Consider the following 16,311-nt stretch of genomic DNA (forward strand, 5'->3'; position numbering starts at 1 on the left):
GCCAGCGGCCTTCTCAGGAGCTCGTGCAGGTCAGCGACGGTGCCGGTGAGGTGCCGCTGCCGAGGAGGCCGAACGTCGTGGTGCCACCGGCCGGCAGGCTGCCGTTCCAGGCCACGTTCCGGACGACGACCTGGTCACCCTGCGTCGTCGCGGTGCCGTTCCACACCTGCTCCACGCGCTCGCCGGAGAGGCGCCAGCCGACGCTCCACGACGATGCCGCCGAGCCGGCCCGGACCGTGACCTCGCCCTGGAACCCGCCGGGCCAGGAGTTCACGGTGCGGTACGTCGCCGAGCAGGCGCCCGCGGGGGGCGGGGTCGTGGTCGGTGTGGGCGTCGGTGTCGGGGTGGTCGTGGGGGTGGGCGTGGTCGTCGGGGTGGGCGTCGGAGTCGGTGTCGGTGTCGGTGTCGTCGTCGAGGTCAGCGAGCTGAAGAACCGCCAGATCTCACCGGGTACCCAGGACTGCTGCTGCCCCCGGTCCCGCGCGTCCCACTGGTGGTCGCTGTCGGACGCGAGCCACACCACCGGGAAGCCGTCGCGGCAGGTGTAGGCCGTCCGCGTGTGGGTGCCGCTGCCCGCGGCCGGCTCGGGGGCCTGCTGTGCCTGGCACCCGTTGTTCCGCAGGGCGCGGTCCCGCAGCGCGCGGCCCTGGGAGATGTTCAGGACGCTGTCCGAGACGCCGTGCGAGCCGAGGTACGCGATCGGCTGGGTCCCACCGGAGCACCCGGACAGCTGGGCACCGTTGAGGACCGCGACCGCACGGAACACGTCGGCACGCGCGCACGCCAGGGCGTTGCTCATGCCGCCGCCGTAGCTGAAGCCCGTCGCGAACCGCTGGGTCGTGTCGATGCACAGCGCGGACTCGACCGTGCGCAGCAGGTCGTCGATGAAGGTGACGTCCCGGCCGTTGGTGTTGGGCCACGCGTTGTCGATGCCCTGCGGCGCCACGAACACCGTGCTCGAACCGGCGAGCGGCTTCAAGCCGTAGAAGCTCTGGTTCACGACGTCCGCGGCCGTGCCGTGCCACCAGTGCAGCCCGACGACGAGGCGGTAGGGACGGTTCGGGTCGTACCCGCTCGGCACGTCCAGACGGTACGACCGGGACTGACCGCCGCTGCTGAGGGTGTGGGTGCCGGTCGCCAGGCCTGCGGGCCGGCCGCAGCCGACCGTGGCGGCCGCCGGGAGGGCGCCGCCCGGTGCGGCCGACGCCGGTGCGGTCAGCCCGCCGAGGGCGAGCACCGCGGCGACGGCTCCCAGCAGGACCAGCCGAGCTCGGGACGGGGTGGGGTGTCGCATGGTGTCGCTCCCTCCAGCAGGTCCCCGGCGGCGCTGCCAGGGACGAGGCCGGCGGGACGACGCCCGCCGATTCCCGCGAATGTATCGATAAAAGCGCGCCGCGGAACGGGTGCGAATCGGTTCACCTCGACGTCCCGGCCGGTCCGACCGCGTGTGCAGGGGACCGCCCAGGAGGCGGACCGGCTCCCCGCCGAGCCGTCCGCTCGTCGCGGTCCAGCCAGCGGTGTCGACCTGACCCGTGCACGCTGTCCCTCATGAACCCGCGCCTGCGTGACGGACTGCTCGGAGCGGCGGTCGCCGTCCTCGTGCTGGCCCTCGCGGGGTGGACCGTCCTGTGGTCGATCAGCGACCCGGCGGGGGGCGGTGCCGCCGCGCCGACGACGCCGGGCTCGACCCCGGGCTCCGCCGAGCCGCCGACCGACCTCGCTCCCGCGGAGATGTGGCTCGACGACCTCGTGCTCGACGCCGGCACCGTCACCCTGCCCGACACGACCCTGCACGACGTCACCGCATCCGCGCAGGGGGTCCGGACGGGCCCCGACGGACTCGTCGCCACGGCGATGGTCGTCGACGCGACCGTGCCGTTCGACGTCGTGGCCGAGCAGATCGGCGAGGACGCCGTGGTGCGTCCCGGCGACGGGTCGGAGGCGGTGGTGGAGCGGGACGTCGAGGTCGGCGGGCGCAGCTTCCACGTCGTCGCGTCGGGCTCCGTCGAGGTCGTCGACGGGCGGCTGGTCGTCGAACCGTCGACCGTCGACGTCGGCGGCCCGTCGTTCCTCGCCGGGCTCATCGGGTCGGTCGTGCGCGGCCTCGTCACGATCGAGCACGAGGTCGAGGGTCTGCCCGAGGGGCTGGTGCTGCAGGAGGTCGTCGTCCAGGACGACGGCTTCCGGGCGAGCCTGAGCGGCGACGACGTCCGCATCGTGTTCCCGGCCGTTCCATGACGGGTCGAGGAGCTGGGCGCGGTCAGTGGTCGGGCAGGACCGCGGCGGGGGAAGCCGTGCGACGGTCCCGGTGAGGTAGCACCCGGCGGACGCGCGACGACGAGGGCGCTACCGCGTCGAGGGCCTGGCGGGTGGTCGCCGACAAGTCAGGGAGACTGGGTCTCAGCAACGTCCTGCATCGACGAGGAGTCCACCGTGCCCCAGGGAACAGTCCGCTGGTTCGACGCCGACAAGGGGTTCGGCTTTCTCGACCTCGGGGAGGGGTCCGAGGACCTGTTCGTGCATGCGTCAGAGATCCTCAGCGACGGCGGGATCCGAGTGCTCCGCGAGGGGCAGGAGGTCGAGTTCGAGGTGGGCGAGGGTGACCGCGGCCCGCAGGCTCGCCGCGTCCGGGTCACCGGCGACCACGCCGCGGACGCACCCCTGGGCGTGCTCGGCACCGTCGCCTGGTACGAGCCGGCCAAGGGGTACGGCTTCGTCTCGCCGGACGGCGGTCGGCCGCAGATCTTCGTGCACAGCTCGGCCATCGTCGGCGGTGGCGTGATCTCGGACGGCCAGCGGGTCGCGTTCCTCGTCGTCGACGGGGAGAAGGGGCCGCAGGCCGAGCACCTGCTGCCGCTCGGTCCCGAGGCCGCCCAGCCCGCGGCCGACGGAGCCGACGGCACCGTGTCCTGGTACGACACGGGCAAGGGCTTCGGGTTCGTCAGGCCCGACAACGGCGGTGAGGACGTCTTCGTGCACGTCCGCGAGCTGGCCCGGGGGCTGACCGAGCTGGTCGAGGGCGACCGCGTGACCTACCGGCTCTCCGCCGGCGAGAAGGGCCCGCAGGGCAGCGACGTGCGGCTCGTGGGCGGATCGGGCGCTCCGGCGGTGCCGGCTCGTGGACGGTCCGGCCGACCGGCCGCGTCCGAGGCGCCGGTGAGCGGCGGCGAGGGCGAGGTCGCCCGCTACGACGCGGAGCGCGGGTTCGGCTTCATCACCCCGGACGCGGGCGGCGCGGACCTGTTCGTGCACGTGTCCGTCGTGCGGAGCGCCGAGCCCCTGCAGGAGGGCGACCGCGTCCGGTTCAAGGTGCGGCAGAGCGACCGGGGACCGCAGGCCGACAGTGTCGAGCGGATCTGACCGCCGGACGGGTCCGGCCGGACGTCGAGCAAGCCCTGAGTGACGCGACGAGCGAACGCCGCGCCACTCAGGACGTGTGGGCCTGACTGGTGACCTGCCCCGATCAGGGGGCGGTGGTCACCGACCCATGATCGCGTCGATGATGCCCTGCTGGGTCACGGTCGCGGAGCTCCGGTCGAACAGCCCGAACCCGTACTGGCCGTTGTAGCCGTTGTCCCAGTAGGCGGTGGCCGCGCCGTACTTCTTGGCGGTCGCGACGAGGGTGCGCGCGTAGTCGGCGCGGTACCGGTTGTTCGACGAGTCGAATGCCGTCTTGTCGATCGAGCCGTACTCGCCGATGAAGACCGGGTAGCCGTGGACGACGAACGTGTCGTGCATCTTCTTCAGCTGCGCGTCCATGAAGTCCTGCTGACCCCACGTGGACTTCTTCGACGCGTTCGTCGCGTTGGGGCCCCACTGGGTGATGGTGCCGTTCTCCGTCCCGGTGAAGTCCCACGGGTCGTAGTAGTGCGCGGAGATCATGAGCCGCTTCTCGTTGCCGGGGATGGCCGACGAGCGGTACTGGTCGCTCGGCACGACGAACCCGTAGCTGCCGGCGGTGTAGTCGATGTTGGTGTTCCAGCCCGGCACGAGCAGCCAGCGGGACGTGTTGTTGCCGCCGGTCCGGCGCACCGTGTCCACGAAGATCTGGTTGTACGCGTTGATGTTGGAGTAGCACGGCTGCGTCGGCGCGCCGTACTGCCCGTCGAAGTTCTCGTTCATGGACTCGAGGATCAGGCGCCCCCCGTAGCCCTGGAACGTCGACGCCACCTGCTGCCAGACCTTCTGGTACTTGGCCTTGATCGCGTCCTGCCCGGACGCGTCGCAGATGAGCCACGCCCCGCTGACGCTCTTGTAGCCGTCGCCGTGCATGTTGATGATCACGTGCAGCCCGCGGTCGTAGGCCAGGTTCACGACCGCCTGGATCCGGCTGAGCCAGGCGGGGTCGACGGTGTAGCTGGGCGCGGAGCCGATCTTGCCGAGGTAGGAGACCGGGATCCGGACCGTCGAGAAGCCGGACGCCTTGACGCGGTCGAGGAGGGCGCCCGTCACGACGGGGTTGCCCCACGCCGTCTCGCTCGGCACGCCGTTGACGGTGGCCTCCAGCTGGTTGCCCAGGTTCCAGCCCTTGCCCAGGTCGGCGACGAGCTGGGCGGCGCTGCCGGTGATCGGTCCCGTGGTGGGCGTGGGCGTGGGCGTCGGCCTCGGGGTCTGGGTCGGCGTGGTCGACGGCGACGTCGTGGGGGAGCTGGTCGGGGTGACCGGGCTGCCGGTGCACGCGACGCCGTTGAGCGTGAACGCGGTCGGCGCGGGGTTGCTGCCGGCCCACGAGCCGTTGAAGCCGAACGACGCGGTGCCGTTGGTGCCGATGGTCCCGTTCCACCCTGCGTTGCGCACCGAGACCGCCGCTCCGGTCTGGGTGACGGAGCCGTTCCACAGCTGGGCGACGGTCTGGCCGGCGCCGAAGGAGAAGCGGAGGTCCCACCCGGTGATCGGGTCGCCCAGGTTGGTGACCTTCACGTCGGCGCCGAAGCCGCTCTGCCACTGGTTGGTCACGGTGTAGTCGACGCGGCAGCCGGCAGCGGCGTTCGCCTGGCTGGTGACGACGATCGAGCCGGCGACGGCGACCACGGCCGCCGTGGCGAGGGTCAGGACCTTGCGAAGTGGGTGCACGGGAAGGATCCCTCTCAGGAAACGGGACCGCGCACGGATCGCGGCGACTCTGGAGACGAGGGGCAACTGCACCAGACGAACGTCGGTCACGCAGCCTTGTGAAGCGATTCACGCCGACGCGTGCTACTGCTTCACCACGGGGTGCAGGGTCTCGCCGTACACGGCCGCGATCTCCGCGACGAAGTGCTGGCAGCTGTACCGCGGCGCCGGGAGGTCCTCGTCGCGGGTGTCCGGGTTGAAGTACGTGGTGTGCCGGGACGCCACGGTCCGGGCCGTGTCCAGGACGTCGCCGACGGTCGTCCGCAGGGGGAGCTCGCGGATCAAGGACCGGGGGCCGGCGCTCCAGATGACCCGGTACCCGTCCGCGCTGGTCAGGTCGATCTTCACCCACAGGGGCGGATCCTCGTCGCCGTACTGGAGCAGCAGCTCCCAGTGCGAGGTGATCGTCCCTTGGGCTCCGGAGAGCCACGCCGCCGTGATCTTCTGGGAGCGGGCGTTCGCCTCGTACGGCGCCGGGTCCTTCGCGTGCTTGGCAGCGGCGAGCTGCCGGGCAGCGTCGACCCGCGACTTGAGCTGAGGGCCGCTCAGGCCCTGCTGGGTCCCCTCGTGGGTCGCCAGCCCGTCCGCGTCCTCCACCTCCTGGTCCCTGGCGCTCCGCTCCTGTGTGCTGAGGGCGACGGAGACCTTCCATCCCGTGGGCAGCGGGGTCGGCTTCGCGACCGCGGCGTCGGCGGTGGCAGCCCGCATGCGCCGGACCGTCCCGGCGCGCACCGCCTGCCTGCGCAGCGGCGCGAGCGGTGCGGCGCGGGAGGCCTGAGCGGCGCGGCGCACCGTCGCGCGATCCAGCGGGTCGACGACCTCCGCCCCGCGCCGCAGGCCGGTCGCGACTCCTGCGACGGCGACGGGCGCCGTCCGGACGCGGGCGGGGATGACGGGCGCCGGCTCCGGGGGCGCCTCGAGCGACGACCGGGCAGCGGCCGAGGTCAGTGCAGCGGGCATGGCGTGGGTCCTTCCGTCACGAACCACGACGGCTCACGACGCAGAGCAGCACGGCGCACGTGCGTGGCGTGGCCCCCTCCGTCGGAGCAGGCGGCTCGAAGGCGCGACTGCCGACCCTCGAACTCTCACACGACCGGCGACCTCGTGACCAGAGGCGTGGAGCACCCGGTGGCGGACGCGCGGACGGGCGTTCTCCCCGTGCGTCGCGTGCGCGGTCTCGTGGTCGACGAGGGCCGCAGGTCAGGTGACCGGCGGCCCTCGTCGCACTGGAGCATCGAGCTGGTCAGGCGCAGGGGGCCCCGTTCACCGTGAAGCCCGTCGGTGCGGTGTTGGTGCCGCTGTACGAGCCGTTGAAGCCGATGCTCGTCGAGCCGCCGGCCGGCACGTTCCCGTTCCACGCGGCATTCGTCACGGTCACGGCCGTGCCCGTCTGGATGTACGTGGCGCTCCACCCCTGGGTCACCTGCTGGTTGCCCGGGAAGGTGAACGCCAGCCGCCACGACGTCCACGCCGTCGCCCCCGTGTTCGTGAGGGTGACGTTCGCCGTGAACCCGTTGCCCCAGGAGTTCGCCGAGTACGTCACCTTGCACCCGGCGGGCGGCGTGGTGACGACGGGGAGGGTCCGGAACGCGACGCTGGTGGAGACCGCGGAGAGCTGTCCCGCGGTGTCCTTCGCCCGGACCGCCAGCACGTGGTCCGTGTCGGCGGTCAGCCCGGTGAGCGAGGCCGATGTCATGGTCGTCGTCGCCACCACCGTGGCCGTGCCGTTCTGGAGGCGGACGACGTCGTACCCCGCGACGCCCCTGTCATCGGTCGAGGCCGACCACGACAGCGCGGCGCCCGTCTGGGTGATGCCCGACACGACCGGGGTGCCGGGTGCGGTCGGCGGCTGGTCGGTGGTGCCACCGGTGGTCGTCACGCTCGTCGACGGGGACGTCGCGCTCAGCTGCGCGCCGTTGTGCGCCATGACGACGAACATGTACGTCGTGCCGGCACGCAGGCCCGTGACCGTGGCCGACGTCGTGGTCGTCGTCGCGACGACCTCGAGGGAGTCCCCGGCGACGCGCACGACGTCGTACCGCGCGATCCCGCTCTCCGCATCCGTGGACGGCGCCCACGTCAACGTCACCGAGGTGTCGCCGACCGCGCTCGCCGTGGGCGTGCCCGGCGTGCTCGGCCGCGTCGTGTCGACCGGGGGCGTCCCGCCCGCGTGCTCGGCCGCCCAGCTCGCGAGCCACGCCAGCGCCGAGTTCCAGTTGATCGCGACCTCGTTGACCGAGTAGGCCTCGATGTGGTCGACGAAGCACTTCTGGGGCGCGCACCCCCCGAGCTGCGCGGCCGCGATCGGGTCCTGCAGCTCGCTGTTCGGGCCGCCGGAGAACGAGCCCGGAGGGGCGACGGGCAGCGACGCGTTCGCCTGGTGGGCCCAGAACCGGTGGTGCACGTTCTGGACGGCCTTCTCGCCGTAGCCCGCGATGTACGACTGGTTCAGCGGGTTGCGGCCCTGGAAGTAGTCGAGCGCCGCGTACACGCCGGTGCGGTACCTCGCCTGCCCGGTGAAGTCGAACGCGAGGGCGAGGGCGTTCGCGTTGTTGGCGACCTGGCCGTTCGACCCCCAGTAGTAGACGGTGCCGGCGTTGTTGGGTGCCGGGTACGCCTGGCTGGTCGCGCGGGTCAGCGCCGCGTCGGCGAACGTCACGATCGCCGCGCGGGTCGCGGCCACGTCCGACGCCGGCAGCCCGGTGGGCACCAGCGCGAGCGTCGTGTCGCCGAGCCCGCCGGTCCAGCCCCAGTCGTAGCCGCGCTGCGCGAAGCTGCGGCCCTTGTACAGGGACGACCCGGTGACGTCGGCGCGGTACGCCTCCGAGCCGGTCGTCGCGTAGAGCTCGGCGGCCGCCCAGTAGAACTCGTCCGTCACCGAGGTGTCGCCGTACGCGCCGCCGCCCGTCCCGTCGCTCGCGGACGCGATCCGGTTCGGGTTCGCCTTGGCGGCGGCGTACGCGGTCTGCGCCGCCGCGAGGGCCTTGGCGGAGAACGTCGGGTCGAGCGTCTTCCACAACCGCGACGCCTGCGCCGCCACTGCCGCCATGTTGAGCGTCGCCGCGGTGCTCACCGGCGACAGCAGCCGGCGCTGGCTGTCCTGCGCCGGGATCGTCGGCAGCGCGGTCCAGTTCTCGTCGTGGATCTTGTGGTGCACCATCCCGGCGTCCGTGCGGCCGGCCGGCACCTGCATCCGGAGCAGGAACTCGACCTCCCACCGCGCCTCGTCGAGGATGTCGGGCGCACCGTTGGCGCGCTCCGGGATGGCCATCGTGCCGTCGCCCAGCGCGGCCTTGTCAGCGCCCGCGACGTGCAGCGTCCGCTCGTAGGCGTTCTGCAGCTGCCACGTCGCGATGCCGCCGTTGACGACGTACTTGCCGTGGTCGCCCGCGTCGTACCAGCCGCCGCGCACGTCGAGGTTGTAGCCGCACGACTGACGGCACGGGACGCTCGTGTCGCCCTGGTTCGGGGCGACCCCCAGGTGGCCGGCGGCGCGCGCGTAGGTGCTGCCGACGTACTGCGCCTCGATCGCGATCCCGGTGCGCTGGTGGTAGAAGAACGCGAGCGAGTCGTACCGCAGCCGCTTCACCGGGTCCGCGGAGATGTCGAAGGGGTAGCTGCTGGCGTTCGCCGCGGACACCACGTACCCGGTGCCCGGAGTGTCGAACGTCGAGAAGTCGATGAGGTGGGTCGAGTCGCCGGACAGCGCGTCGGCGCCCTTGACCGTCGACAGGCCAGACGCGACGACCGTGCCGCCCGCGTTCCGCAGCGTCCAGGCCACCGGTGCGGTGGAGGTGCTGACGAGCGTCGCCAGCTTGGCGACGCCGGGGACGTACGCGACCTGGTTGACCTTGACCGGCGAACCCGGGTCGGGGGCGGCGGCGGCGACCTGCGGTGCGGCGACGAGACCGGACAGGGCCAGTGCGGCGGCGACCGCCACACCGGCGGTGCGACGCCGGGGCAGCCCGCGGCGACGGTGAGTGGTCGGTGACATGGCAGTCCTCTGGTGAGCGGCGACTGGTGGGCGGCGATCACCCCGCTCGGGCCTGCCCCGGCGCTGGGACGTGGCCGACGTGGGTGCGCTCGGGCCACGGTAGGGCCGCGCACGTGCCCGTCCGGCGGGTGCCGGCACGCGGAATCGATTAGGTGCGGGCCCGTGGTGTCAGGGAGCGCTGCGGACTGCGTAGCGGACGCAGACCACGCCGTTGGCGAACCGTCGGGTGTCCAGCAGCTCCAGGTCCACCCGGACGCCCCGAGGCAGCGCCGGCTTGCCGCCGCCGACGACCACCGGGCACAGCAGCAGCACGCACTCGTCGACGAGCCCGTGCCGGAACGCCTCCGCCCCGATCGTCGCGCCGCCGATGCTCAGGTCCGAGCCGGACGACTCCTTCAGCCGTCGGACCGCGTCCGGGTCGAGCTGCCGCTCGATCCTCGTCCGCGCCGTCGACACCGTCTCGAGCGTCGTGGAGTAGACGACCTTCTCGGCGTCGCGCCAGATCCCCCCGTACTCACGGACGACCGCCGGCTCGTCCGCCAACCAGTCGTCGTCCTCCCAGACGCGCATCGTCTCGTACATGCGGCGCCCGTACAGCGACGTGCCGATGTTCCGCTCGTGCTCGTTCCAGAACGCGTGCACCTCCTCGTCGGGGACCGACCAGTCGAAGGAGCCGCTCTCGTCCTCCAGGTACCCGTCGAGCGACGTGTTGGCTGCGTAGATCAGCTTGCCCATGGGTATGCCTCCAGGCGGACGGGACCTCAGGTTGGCAGCGACAGGGTCGGGCCAGCAACCGACCCCGGGTCAACGGGTCCGGCGGACGAGGTCATCGAACCGCCTGCTACCGACGCTCCAGCGTGATCCGGAGCGTCCCGGTGTTCTCGGCGTTGCCCAGCTCCGTGAGCACCAGCTCACCGTGCGCCCCGACGTACGCGCCCGTGCCGCCGACGACAGCCAGCGTCTTGACCGCCGCGTTCGAGGCGCGCCCCTGGGCGACGATCTGCCCGCCGGCCAGCTGGTACGACACCTGACAGCTGAGCGCGATGGGCGGGTCGGCAGGGACGACCGCCGTGACCGTGCAGGCCCCACCTCCCGCGCCCACCTGCACGCCGTCGCGGAGCAGGGTGTCCTCGAACACGATCTGGTCCCCGCGGCTCGGGGACAGCTGGGGGTCGGTGATCGACGTGACCTCCCGGACCCCGTCCGGGCCGAAGTCGAGCAGGAAGAACCCGGTGAACTGCACGTCGAACGCCAGGACGCGGCTCCGACCGTGCGACCTGTCGACCGCATCACCGGCGGGGGACGCGGCGGACAGGGTGAGGATCCCGAGTGCGGCGACGACGGCTGCGACGATCGGCTTGCGCATGACGACTCCTGACTCGCGGCGGAACGAGCCGCGGGACACGGCCCACGTCCGACGGTCCGCGCGTGCCCGGTGGCCGTCAAGGGCGGGTCGCGGTTCAGGTGAGAGGTGCGGCCTGTCGATTCCGGCGAGGCTCGTCCGTCAGAGTGGGGACAGGCCACACCGGGCGACGCACCGAAGGAGTGACATGACGCAGTACGCCATCTACTTCCACCAGCAGTGGGTCGGAGACCACCCGGCCGAGTGGTTCCAGACCCGCGTGGAACCCAGCACGGCAGTCGTCCGTGACATGGAGGCGGCCGGGGTCCTGGTCTTCGCCGGCGGGCTCCAGGAGGACCGCTCCCAGGCGTTCACCGCCGACGCGACCAGCGGGACCACCGTGATCACCGACGGTCCCTACACCGAGACCACCGAGTACCTGGGTGGGATCACCATCATCGACGTGCCCGACCTGGAGACCGCCAAGGTGTGGGCGGGGAAGGTCGCCGAGGGGTGCGGCTGGCCCCAGGAGGTCCGGGTCATCACGTAGGTCCGCCCGTCCACCTCCCCGTGCGGGTGCCGAGCCGGGGCCGGTCGCGGTGGACGTTCGCGGAGGCCGGACGATGAAGGTGAGGGTGTCAGTCGTGCTCCGGCTGCACGGCGACCTCGACGACATAGCCCAGGAAGCGGGCGCCCGACGGGTCGTGCTCGGTCCCGTCGGCATGTGTCACCTGGCGGAGGACCGTCGTCCCTGGCACCGGGTACGAGACCCTCTGGTCGGCGCCGAGCGCGAACCGGCAGAAGGCGGCCTGGATCTCGACCACGGTTCCGCGCGCCACGGGGTGGCCGTCCGGCAGCACGTCGTGATGCTCCTCCGCCCAGGAGATGCGACCGGCGACCTCGGGCCCCAGAGCCGACTCGAGCCAGTCGAGGTCCGTCTCGCGGCAGTCCCAGGCGACCCAGTCGCCCACACCGAAGACATCGCCGCAGCACTGCAGCTGCCAGCTGCTGTACCACACCAGGAGATCCACGGCGCGAGTCTTCCACTGGTGCGGGTGCACCCACATGCGATGCGAGCGGAGCCCGATCCCGCAGGCGGGATCCCGCAGTGCGGCGCCAGCAGCACCGCCGACCGGCGCGGCGTGGATTCCTGCGTAGCGTCTACCGATGCCAGAGACCGCGCTGCGGTAGGACCGTCGAGGTGGCACATCGGCGACCCGCCCCGGAGACCCCCATGATCGCGACCTCCTCCCACGCCTCACGGGCCGTGCCGCCGGGCGCTGCCCCGGCGACCGAGGCATCGACGGCCCCGGCGACCGGGGAACCGTCCGCCGCACCGCACGTCCCGGTCGCCGGGCTCGCCGTCGGCCACGTGCACGACCCCGCCGAGGCGGCTGCGGACGCGCGAGCCGAGGGTGCCCTCGCGCGCCTGATCCGGGCCGGGCAGCGGCGGAACCCCACGACGCCGGGCCTCGGTCCGAGACCGGGTCCCGTGCGACGAGCGCCCGCACCGGTCGCCGGACCCAGGATCGGACCGGCCGGTGGCGTGCTCGACGCCCCGACGACGGCGCGGATCGAGGCCCTGCGACGTCGGGGCAGGCCGATGCCGGGCCTGGTCCGAGAGCGCATGGAGCACGCGTTCGGTGCCCGGTTGGATCAGGTGCGCGTGCACGACGGGCCAGAGGTCGCCCGTCTGAACGCAGACATCTCCGCACACGCGTTCACGACCGGCAACGACATCTTCTTCGGGGGATCGGGGTTCGCCCCGGCAGAGCCCGCCGGAGAGCGGGTGCTGGCCCACGAGATCGCGCACGTCCTCGACGACGGTCCGTCGACCGTGCGGCGCGCGCCGGTGAAGCGCGAAGGTGCCGACGACGACGAGTTCACCGACACCGACTACCCCGCACTGCGTCTCAAGCGCGCCGTGAAGGACGAAGACATCTTCGAGATCCGGAACGCGGGTGCATTCCTCGGCCACTGGGTCGTCTGGCTGGAGGACTGCGACTACTTCCCGTACGACCCGGCGTGCTCGTGGCGTCTGGAGGGCGCCCCGAAGATCGACCTCGCAGCGGTGATCGGGGCGGCGGTCGGACCGGTGGTCCACACGGACTATCTGGCAGTCGGCGCGACGGGCACGGGCCTCGCGAACGTCGCTCAGCGGTCGCGGCTGCGCACGAGCGGCCTGATCTCGTGCGTGGCCTGGGTCCTGTACAACACGCACGCGGCGTACATGACGCACATCTACGTCAGCGATCCCCTGAAGGTCAGGCAGGCCGGGATCGCGGACCAGGTGCGAGCACTGGTGCAGCTGTTCACCAAGAAGGCGGGCAGTGCTCCGACACACGTGAAGATCCACGTGGACAAGGAACAGCACGCCTACACCGCGAGCGAGCCGCCCGCGTGGCTCTATCTGCTCGTCCCGCCTGGCACGGACTACACGATGAGCCGAGGGACGGGCGTTCTCGAGCACCTGGTCCAGCCCGGCGTCGGGCCGGGGGTACCGACCCACTGGGAGGGCGATCCCATCAAGCTGACCTACGACACGTAGAGGACCCCTCATCGCGTCAGAGGAGCCGCCGCCCAGTGCGGAGGCTCGAGGTGCGTCTCAGCCCCACCGTCAGCGGTTCGCCCACGCGTACCGCATCATCAGGGCGTTCAGTGCCTGCTCGGACAGCTCGGGGTGCCGCGGTGCGAACACGTCGTGCACGAGCCGGCACTCCTCCCAGATCGTGATCCCCCGTGCCTCGACCGGGACACGCCACAGCTCGGAGCGCAGGGCGTGGATCGTCGCCTGCAGCTCCGAGGGTGATCGGCGGACGGCGTGGTCGGCGAGAACCTCGGGGCGATCAGAGATCATTCCGACGTACGCGACGATCGCGTCGCTCAGCTCGGCGTCGACCTGGACGGCGCGACTCCAGGGCTCCCCGCGTCCAGCTCGGTCGATGAAGCGCGCCATGGCGTTCGCCACCTGCTGGAGGAGGTCGCCGCGCTCGACGTACGCAGCCGCCCACGTCCACACGAGCGCGTCGGACCGGTCCGGCGCGGGCTGCCCGCTGGGGGCGTCGAGGACGGTCCCGTCCGCGAGCTGCACGCGACAGGTCGATCCGTGTGCGCCTCGGCCGACCTCGACACGTCCGAAGACGACGGCGTCGACCAGCTGCCGCACGACAGCGACACCCCGGTCGTCACGCGCCGCGACCCAGCGCGCGGAGTCGCCGACGCCGAGGCTGATCTCGTCGGCGGTCTGCGACCACCAGAAGGGCACGGCGCCGATCGCCGTCGGGGTGACCAGGACGCCGTCACGGTCGGCCCCGAGGGGATCCCCGCCGACGAGCCCGCTGCCGCCCACGGTCGGGGGCTCGCTGAAGGTCGCCACTCCCCACAGGCGTGTGCGCACCTCTCGCTCCAGGCCTCGGAGCGTCCCCGTCAGCTCGTCCTGAGGGAGCCGCCGCCGGGTACCGGTGGAAGCCTCGAGGGCGTGGACCTGCGCGTCGAAGCTCGCCTGGTGCCGCCGCCGCCACAGTGCCCAGTAGAGGCGCTGCTGGTCCTGCGCCGCGTTCCGGGCGACACCGAGACGATGGTCGATCTCCGGCCAGGGCACCCCTTGCCGCCGCAGCGAGTCGAGCACAATCTCTGGGATGCGGAGTGCGGACGCGAAGCTCTTCGTGAACTCGTCGCCCACGCCGTCCGACGCCAGGGGCGTTCCCGGCCTGGTCAGATGCCCGATCGCGCGGATGAGGAGGGCTGACCGCACGGACGGGTGGAGCGACGCGGCGAGCACCACCCGTGCGCCGTGCTCGTCGCGGACGGCAGCCACCGCGGCGTCGCCCTCTGGTCGGCCGAGGACGACCTCGATCCCCATCCGTGCCGCCAGCAGGTCGAGGTCCAGCGGCGCCGTGCCCTCTGGCCAGTACTGGGCGAGCACCTCGGACGCAGCCTCGACCGCGCGCGCGTGCAGGTCGAGCAGTGCGCCGTCCGCGTGCACCTGCGCCTGCCGCTGGTCGTGTTCCATCGGCGCGATCATGGCAGTCCGCGGGCGTCCGTGACGTCGGCTCGTCCGCCGTCCCTCCCCTCGCGCCCGGATCCTCCCGAGGTGTCCCACCGTCGCGGACGGGCGACCGGTGTGCTTCCGCGAGCCTCGCCGGTGGCCCTCACGCCGGTGGCGCACCGTGGCGGGTGGTGCGAGACGTCCCGCAGTCGTCCGGTGGCGGCGGGTCCGTCAGGCTCCTAGGACGAGCAGCACGTCGACGCCCGTGAACTCGCATTGGTCCAGCCCCGTGCGGCCACCCGCACAGGGCCTCCCTCCCTACACTCGCGGGATGCCATCACTCGCGCCCGGTCGTAGCCGCCGACTTTGGCTGGCGACGGTGACTATCGGCGCCACGATCACAGTGGTCGCGGGGTGCGCGAACGCCGCAACGGACCGAGCCAAGGACGAAGCACGCAGCAATGCCGCCAACGTCGGGAGGCTCATCGCGTCGAACGCTGTCGAGTACGCGGCGTTCGATCCGCGAGCCGTGATCAACTTCGTGGAGGCCGAGCTCGAGGAGGACGTCGGTTGGTGGGAACAGTCGTCGGCGGATGAGGCGACCGCAGTGTGGCGGTTCCGAGTGGGCGGGAGCGCGGACTACACCGGGGCCCTCGGGGAGGCCCAGAGCGTCCTCGCGCAGGTGTGCGGGGAGGCGACGCTGACCTTCGCCACGAGTGAGGTGACACTGACGGACATCGACTGTCCGGAGGAATTCTCCTGGGCCGATGTCGACGAAGACCTCGGGCCGTGGCGGTCCGGCTCCGACCCGCACGTGCCGCAGCGGACCCCCTGACGGCCGTCTTGCTGCTCGTGGTGTAGGAAATCATCGGAACTGTCCGTTGACAGGGGTGCTGACCCGTGAGTGGACACGTAGGTGAGACGCCGGCTGTCTCATCTTCCTGTTCGAATCCTCCGGTCCAGGCTCACACGCGGTCGGAGCCCCGGTTGTCGTCACGGCATTCGGTCTACTGGCGGAGCCACGCCACGACGGCGTCTGTCGGCCCGTCTTCGACGAGCTTGGCTGCGGCGGCCTGCTGCCACGCGAGCTCCGCCTGGACCACCGGAGTAGCTGCATCGTCGGCCAGCGGATGGAATGTCGTCTCGCCGGGGGCGTAGGGGACGAGCGCGAAGGCGGCGTCCATCGCGCGAGATGCGGCTGCTCGACAGTCCGTCGCGGAACCGGCCGCCGCGCCGAGTGCGAAGTACGTGGCGGCGAGGTCGTCGGCGTCGAGGTCGTCCCGGCCGTCGAGCTCCGATCGCAGGGGTGAGAGGTCCACTGGCCGGCCGCTGGCGACCGCCCAGCCCGCATCAACAGTCGCCCGCAGCTCGTCAGTCCTTCCCGCGGCGCGCACGAGGCGCTCCGCGCAGGCAAGTGCAAACATCGCTCGCGCTTCAGGCGAGAGCCTCAGCACCTGGTCCCACACTGCCTCGAACGGTGCGAGAGGGCTATCTGTAGAGGGGGTCACAGCAGAGATCTTGTCAGCGCATCCACGTTCTCGACTCCAGGCCGACCTGACGCGACCCGCGGCGGGATCCGGTCGCAGTCAGCGCTTCGTCGGGCCGTGACGGTCGCGCGGCCACCACGCCCGCGACATGCACACCGCGGCACCCAGAGGGAGGGCGCCGAGTCCGACCCGTCCGTAGCCGGATGACCGCGAACCGGTGGCGGTCACGAGGCGGGACGGCCGGGAGGGCTGGGCGGCTGCTGGCGGTCGTGCAGCACGAGCGTCGCGAATCCGAGTTTGTCGGCGGTAGCCGCACAGCCACGCCTCCCTTTGCGTTCACGCGGCCTCGAGTGCCTGCTCGCGGTCGGCCGGATCCTGACCCAGCCCG

Annotated in this window: 14 protein-coding genes; 5 read left to right on the forward strand and 9 right to left on the reverse strand. The window is 72.0% G+C overall.

The window, feature by feature from the left end; translation table 11 throughout:
• Positions 1 to 13 precede the first annotated feature (13 nt).
• Complete coding sequence (locus CTE05_RS12580; RefSeq protein ID WP_146846651.1) at positions 14 to 1,294, reverse strand: CE1 family esterase; 1,281 nt, start codon at positions 1,292 to 1,294, stop codon at positions 14 to 16.
• A 254-nt stretch (positions 1,295 to 1,548) separates the two neighbouring features.
• Between CTE05_RS12580 and CTE05_RS12585 the strand changes: the two genes are divergently transcribed.
• Entirely contained in the window at positions 1,549 to 2,238 is a 690-nt protein-coding gene (locus CTE05_RS12585; RefSeq protein ID WP_146846653.1) for an LmeA family phospholipid-binding protein, read from the forward strand.
• Between the two features lie 195 nt (positions 2,239 to 2,433).
• On the forward strand, positions 2,434 to 3,360 hold the full coding sequence (locus tag CTE05_RS12590) for a cold-shock protein (protein ID WP_146846655.1): 927 nt from the start codon (positions 2,434 to 2,436) through the stop codon (positions 3,358 to 3,360).
• Between the two features lie 117 nt (positions 3,361 to 3,477).
• Here the strand turns inward: CTE05_RS12590 and CTE05_RS12595 are convergent, their stop codons facing one another.
• The 5 genes from CTE05_RS12595 to CTE05_RS12615 all read right to left on the reverse strand — a co-directional run bounded on the left by CTE05_RS12595 (position 3,478) and on the right by CTE05_RS12615 (position 10,472).
• The gene (locus CTE05_RS12595; protein ID WP_222595478.1) at positions 3,478 to 5,073 is read right to left on the reverse strand and encodes a cellulase family glycosylhydrolase; all 1,596 of its coding nucleotides are present in this window, start codon (positions 5,071 to 5,073) and stop codon (positions 3,478 to 3,480) included.
• A gap of 123 nt (positions 5,074 to 5,196) precedes the next feature.
• Positions 5,197 to 6,072, reverse strand: coding sequence for a hypothetical protein (locus CTE05_RS12600; protein WP_146846657.1), 876 nt, complete (start codon positions 6,070 to 6,072; stop codon positions 5,197 to 5,199).
• 283 nt (positions 6,073 to 6,355) lie between these two features.
• Entirely contained in the window at positions 6,356 to 9,106 is a 2,751-nt protein-coding gene (locus tag CTE05_RS12605) for a glycoside hydrolase family 9 protein (protein ID WP_146846659.1), read from the reverse strand.
• A 168-nt stretch (positions 9,107 to 9,274) separates the two neighbouring features.
• Positions 9,275 to 9,841 carry a dihydrofolate reductase family protein gene (locus tag CTE05_RS12610; RefSeq protein WP_146846661.1) on the reverse strand — a complete coding sequence of 189 codons (567 nt, stop codon included), beginning with the start codon at positions 9,839 to 9,841 and terminating at the stop codon, positions 9,275 to 9,277.
• Positions 9,842 to 9,947: 106 nt separating this feature from the next.
• Complete coding sequence (locus CTE05_RS12615) at positions 9,948 to 10,472, reverse strand: allene oxide cyclase barrel-like domain-containing protein (protein ID WP_146846663.1); 525 nt, start codon at positions 10,470 to 10,472, stop codon at positions 9,948 to 9,950.
• A 184-nt stretch (positions 10,473 to 10,656) separates the two neighbouring features.
• On the opposite strand from CTE05_RS12615, the gene CTE05_RS12620 reads away from it, so the two are divergent.
• On the forward strand, positions 10,657 to 10,998 hold the full coding sequence (locus CTE05_RS12620; RefSeq protein ID WP_146846665.1) for a YciI family protein: 342 nt from the start codon (positions 10,657 to 10,659) through the stop codon (positions 10,996 to 10,998).
• Positions 10,999 to 11,086: 88 nt separating this feature from the next.
• Here the strand turns inward: CTE05_RS12620 and CTE05_RS12625 are convergent, their stop codons facing one another.
• Complete coding sequence (locus tag CTE05_RS12625) at positions 11,087 to 11,479, reverse strand: DUF6578 domain-containing protein (RefSeq protein ID WP_146846667.1); 393 nt, start codon at positions 11,477 to 11,479, stop codon at positions 11,087 to 11,089.
• 203 nt (positions 11,480 to 11,682) lie between these two features.
• Between CTE05_RS12625 and CTE05_RS12630 the strand changes: the two genes are divergently transcribed.
• Complete coding sequence (locus tag CTE05_RS12630) at positions 11,683 to 12,996, forward strand: eCIS core domain-containing protein (protein WP_146846669.1); 1,314 nt, start codon at positions 11,683 to 11,685, stop codon at positions 12,994 to 12,996.
• Positions 12,997 to 13,065: 69 nt separating this feature from the next.
• Here the strand turns inward: CTE05_RS12630 and CTE05_RS12635 are convergent, their stop codons facing one another.
• Entirely contained in the window at positions 13,066 to 14,460 is a 1,395-nt protein-coding gene (locus CTE05_RS12635; RefSeq protein WP_146846671.1) for a hypothetical protein, read from the reverse strand.
• A gap of 307 nt (positions 14,461 to 14,767) precedes the next feature.
• Between CTE05_RS12635 and CTE05_RS12640 the strand changes: the two genes are divergently transcribed.
• Entirely contained in the window at positions 14,768 to 15,271 is a 504-nt protein-coding gene (locus tag CTE05_RS12640; protein WP_146846673.1) for a hypothetical protein, read from the forward strand.
• Between the two features lie 172 nt (positions 15,272 to 15,443).
• On the opposite strand, the gene CTE05_RS12645 is transcribed toward CTE05_RS12640, so the two are convergent.
• Complete coding sequence (locus CTE05_RS12645) at positions 15,444 to 15,830, reverse strand: hypothetical protein (protein WP_146846675.1); 387 nt, start codon at positions 15,828 to 15,830, stop codon at positions 15,444 to 15,446.
• Positions 15,831 to 16,311 lie beyond the last annotated feature (481 nt).

It is taken from the genome of Cellulomonas terrae, from assembly GCF_007990265.1.
Classification (GTDB): domain Bacteria; phylum Actinomycetota; class Actinomycetes; order Actinomycetales; family Cellulomonadaceae; genus Cellulomonas; species Cellulomonas terrae.

What these genes read in the sequence shown, in the direction of transcription:
- CTE05_RS12580 (WP_146846651.1), bottom strand. Translation starts at nt 1,294, where the DNA reads ATGCGACACCCCACCCCGTCCCGAGCTCGGCTGGTCCTGCTGGGAGCC.
- CTE05_RS12585 (WP_146846653.1), top strand. Translation starts at nt 1,549, where the DNA reads ATGAACCCGCGCCTGCGTGACGGACTGCTCGGAGCGGCGGTCGCCGTC.
- CTE05_RS12600 (WP_146846657.1), bottom strand. Translation starts at nt 6,072, where the DNA reads ATGCCCGCTGCACTGACCTCGGCCGCTGCCCGGTCGTCGCTCGAGGCG.
- CTE05_RS12605 (WP_146846659.1), bottom strand. Translation starts at nt 9,106, where the DNA reads ATGTCACCGACCACTCACCGTCGCCGCGGGCTGCCCCGGCGTCGCACC.
- CTE05_RS12610 (WP_146846661.1), bottom strand. Translation starts at nt 9,841, where the DNA reads ATGGGCAAGCTGATCTACGCAGCCAACACGTCGCTCGACGGGTACCTG.
- CTE05_RS12615 (WP_146846663.1), bottom strand. Translation starts at nt 10,472, where the DNA reads ATGCGCAAGCCGATCGTCGCAGCCGTCGTCGCCGCACTCGGGATCCTC.
- CTE05_RS12620 (WP_146846665.1), top strand. Translation starts at nt 10,657, where the DNA reads ATGACGCAGTACGCCATCTACTTCCACCAGCAGTGGGTCGGAGACCAC.
- CTE05_RS12630 (WP_146846669.1), top strand. Translation starts at nt 11,683, where the DNA reads ATGATCGCGACCTCCTCCCACGCCTCACGGGCCGTGCCGCCGGGCGCT.
- CTE05_RS12635 (WP_146846671.1), bottom strand. Translation starts at nt 14,460, where the DNA reads ATGGAACACGACCAGCGGCAGGCGCAGGTGCACGCGGACGGCGCACTG.
- CTE05_RS12640 (WP_146846673.1), top strand. Translation starts at nt 14,768, where the DNA reads ATGCCATCACTCGCGCCCGGTCGTAGCCGCCGACTTTGGCTGGCGACG.